The 4,287-nt window shown below is 44.6% G+C and carries 2 protein-coding genes and 1 pseudogene; all 3 read right to left on the bottom strand.

All coding sequences use genetic code 11. From position 1 onward, the window contains the following. Positions 1-26 precede the first annotated feature (26 nt). Entirely contained in the window at positions 27-3,740 is a 3,714-nt protein-coding gene (locus BN67_RS13150; protein WP_019222292.1) for a phage major tropism determinant, read from the bottom strand. A gap of 30 nt (positions 3,741-3,770) precedes the next feature. After that, entirely contained in the window at positions 3,771-3,980 is a 210-nt protein-coding gene (locus tag BN67_RS00930; protein ID WP_019222291.1) for a hypothetical protein, read from the bottom strand. A 12-nt stretch (positions 3,981-3,992) separates the two neighbouring features. Continuing rightward, positions 3,993-4,287 (bottom strand): annotated as a pseudogene (locus BN67_RS14365) (phage tail protein); the annotation flags it as partial.

Below are 4,287 nucleotides of genomic sequence, written 5' to 3'. Positions count from 1 at the left end.
TCCTCATTGCTATCTCCTTCTTATTATTATGTTCTGAGAGGGTCGCTAACACCACGAGCTGTGTGAGTGTCTCCAATAGCGTCATCACTTATTTCAGCAGCACGTGCAAATGGTCCAGCATACCGGTAGTTATAATCTCCACCAGCATACAGAGCGCGAAAAACTGTTTTCGTTCTCCCATCGCTCTGCCGTTCAATAACCGGATAAGTTCCTGCAAGATACTGCCAAAAACAACCAGATCCGTCTTCACAACCAATATGTGAAATTATACGCTGTTTATTTGCGCCAGAATGACCACCTGTTCGTTTATTTTGGTCTACAGTTCTATCCTTTAGACCATTAGTTGTTCCAAACAATGCAGAATTAAACTCACGTTCCGTAGGAAGACGCTTGTTAACACTCAATAAATCGATTTCATGCTGATATTTTTTTCTAAAACTAATAGGTTCATTATATCGTGACTGTGTATTTTTGTCCTGCCGAGATTGAAGATAAATATCTACCCATAAATCCATCCTTGCGTCATACACCATACCTGCTGGAAGACTGATCGGTCTGTGGTTTAAGCACCAAACAGAATCGGGTAAAATATCACCTGCTTTAAAGCCCGATAAAGGATGATCTTTAATGGTTCCAACATCCGCACAAAGCGTATGAAACCCACCTATCAGCAAAGAGCTTGTACTATCAAACCCAGGGGGATAACCTAAGTGGTTTCTTATGGCAAAAGTGACCTCTGGCGGTCCAGGTATCCTATCCCAATCAACCATCAGGTAAACATAGTAATCATTACCTGGCGCCAAAGCTTGTTGACCACCACCTATATCATGGGAAATAACCTTATCCGTATCAATCACAACTGGACGAGAGCAATATTTACCTGTTGCAGGAATATTAAAGACAGTCCCTGCCTTAATAACAACAGTTCTCCGTTGAGCGTCGTTGGTTTTACCACCATGCACCAAATAGGGTTTTCTCAAGGATAAAACATTTAAATTGGCGTTCAGTAAGATTGTATTAATATCATTGAGACCAGTCTGTAAATCTCCAAAAACATCATGATCCACACCTGTAGCTTGTCCTCCAGACTTTATTTGATTGATATCTGCCTGCAACTTTGTTTGCGTACTTTCTAGCTTTGTCGCTTTATTCAGTGCTTCATTTGCTGTATTGAGTGCACTATTGCTTATACCTGTCACTTGATTGGCTGCAATCAGTGCTTCTTCCGCTTCAGATTTTGCCTCTTCTGCTGAAGATTTTGCACTATTGGCTATATTCTTCACAGCACTCATTTCAGTCGTCGCTTGGGCTACTGCTGTTGACGCTAAATCCGCTTGATCCTTTGCCTTCTGAATTGCTCCCTTCAATTCTCTCGCTAAGGCTTGCGCTTGTTCTGCTGTACTCTTTGCATTCTCTGCCGCTTGCTTTGCGTCTTCTGATGCGTTCTTAGCAGTTGTGGCTATTTGTGTTGCCTGATTGGCTACAGAAGACACGTCTTTTATCTTACCTGCCACTTCATCCGCTGTCGTTTTCGCAGCACGAGAGCTAATTTCAAGGTTATTCACTTTCGTTTCTAATCGACCAACCTTAGAGGAAACATCCTCTGCTTTCCCCTCAACGGATAGAACTCTAGGATCTAATTGTTCTACCTTACTCTTCGCAGAATTCGCTGTTTCAGTGACTGTTGCTAGGCTCTGTTTTAAACTCCTATTCTCTTGTTCAACTGAAGTAATCTTCCCTTCCAAACTGTCTAATGCCTGCTTTGCCTTCTCAATATCAGGGGAACATGCCTCTAAAACCGTCAATTTCGTATCGACTGATTCCGCTTTTTGCTGCGCCTCAAGAGCTGTCGCTTTAACAGAGGATAATTCATTCTTATGGGTCTCTGTTACTTCTTCTAATTTCTCAATTTTAACAGTTATATCATTCGCTTTACTTTCAGCGCGTTGAGCAATACCCTTAGCCTCTTCACAACATTCTGTTGAAGATTGTGAAACCTGTTGTGCTAATCTCTCTGCTGCCTCTGCTTTCTTCTTGGCGTCCTCTGATAAAGTCTTCGCCTCATCACTCGCAGTCTTAGCCTCTTGGGCAAGTGTTTTTGCCTCTTCTGTTTTAGCGGTTGAGGTTTCTGCTGTCGTCTTTGCTTCATTCGATTTTGTCAAAGCGTCTGACGCTCTTTGGCTCGCATCATCTGCTGTCTGCTTGGCTGTATTAGCTGTCTCTCTTGCCATTTCACAGACACTCTTCACTTCTCCTAGCGTTTGTTTCACTTCATCACTCGCGCTCTTTGTCTGTTCTGCAAGGGTCTTGGTTTCTTCTACCGTTGTCTTTACAGTACCAGCCTCGCTCTTCGCCTCTTGTGCTAACCTCTCTGCCTCTTCTGCTTTCTTCTTTGCCTCTTCTGCTATCCCCTTAACGACGTCACTACTCACTTGCCTCTGTTCTCTTTGTGAAGAAACGCCCTGTTCAAGAGCCGTTTTCGTTTCATTGGCTACCCTCATCGCTTCCGTAGCATTTTGCCTTGCCTCTTCTGCTTTGGTCGTTGCACTCGCTGCCGCTTGTTTTGCCTCTGTAGACCTCTGCTTAGCCTCATTCGCTACCTTCACTGCCTGATCACTGGCTGCTTTCGATTCATCGGCTACACCTTTTGATTCAATCGCTTGTGTCAATGCTTTTGACGCCGTTTCATGCGCACTTTCTGACGTCCCCACTGCCGTATCCGCTTTGCTTTTCGCATCACGTCCCTCTGTTAGTGCTTCTTCTGACGCTGACTTCGCTTCACTTGCGGTTTTTATCGCCTTATTGCTCACAATCTCTACTGAATCCGCTTTAGCTTTCGCCTCAATCGCTAATCTCTCTGCACCCTCTGCCTTCGTCTTTGCCTCTTCTGCAAAGCCCTTAACAACTTCACCGCTTGCCTGCGTCTGTTCTCTATGTTCTGAAACCCCTTGTTCAAGAGCAGCCTTTGCATCATTGGCTATTCTCACAGCCTCCCTTGCATCTTGCCTTGCCTCTTCTGCCTTCGCTGTGGACGTTTCTGCTATTCTTGTCGCTGCCTCTGCTAGCGTCTTTGCCTCATTCGAATTTGTTAAAGCTTCTGACGCCATTTGGCGCGCATTGTCTCCTGTTTGTTTTGCCTCAGTGACTGCTGTAACCGTTGTTTCAGAAGTATTTTTGACTTCACTAAGTGTTTGCTTAACTTCATCACTCGCAGTCTTCGCGTCTTGCGCTAGCCTCTTTGCCTCCTCTGATAACGCTTTGGATTCATTCGCGCTCGTGAGTGCTGTCGTCGCGTCTTGTTTTGCCTGTGTTGAAGTTTGATCTGCTCGATTGGCTGTTGTTAAAGCCGTGTCACTACTCTCTTTTGCTTCATTCGCTATTCTTTCCGCTTGTTCACTCTTCTCACGAGCTGACGTTGCCATATCTGTGGCTTGCAACACTGAACTGGCTGCTTGTGCAGACGTGCTCGACGCGGATTCAACCAATTCTTTAGCATTATCTGCTGCTTTTTTTGCCTCATCTGCTGTCTGTTTGGCTGTAGTGGCTAAAGATACTGCTCGTTCCGACGCTTGCTGAGCTTGCGCCCCTTGATCTGCCGTCGCAAAAACCTCATAGGCATAAAGAGACGCTGTTCCCAACAATTGAGGAACAATAACTGTATCAACGGAACTCCCCTCTATGATCTCTTCTCTCGTGGCTACGGGGAGCAGATATTCATGCGTGTGATACGGTATCTTCATAGTCTTTCTTCCTTCATTTAAAGTGAATACTTACAATGAACACTCTTTCAGTTCTTCTAGCTCGGTGCTTAAAGCTCTCAAGCGTTCTTCTAATCCTTGCAAAGAAACCTCTAAATCTGACTTCAATAGATCTAAAATTCCACTCAGCGGCGCATGTACAAAATGATCGCCTGATAAAAAAACGACCCGTACTTGTGACGGATCGCTAATCTCTGATATCGCAAACACTTTTGATAACATTCTACTACCTCCTCAGGTCTTGATCCCATAAACAATACTCATATTCATGGGACGCGTTTCAACACCACCGTAAACACCCCCCATATGTACATTTGGGAAGAAGTAACGGTCCCCATATCTGGTAAAAAATGGGTGGGGGATATGCGGTTTGACAACACGTTCACTTCTCTCTTCATTGGTTTGCGATACTTCTTCAAACGCATTGTTACATCTCTCTAAAGCATCCCCCGTTAAACCAGCACATTCTTCATCCAAAAAGCCAAATGGGTGGGAGATATCCGGATTTACAACGCGTTCACTTCTCTCT

Source organism: Bartonella rattaustraliani AUST/NH4 (assembly GCF_000312565.1).
GTDB classification, from domain to species: domain Bacteria; phylum Pseudomonadota; class Alphaproteobacteria; order Rhizobiales; family Rhizobiaceae; genus Bartonella; species Bartonella rattaustraliani.
Note: the sequence above shows the minus strand (reverse complement) of the source record. Positions and strands in the feature narration are given on the sequence as shown.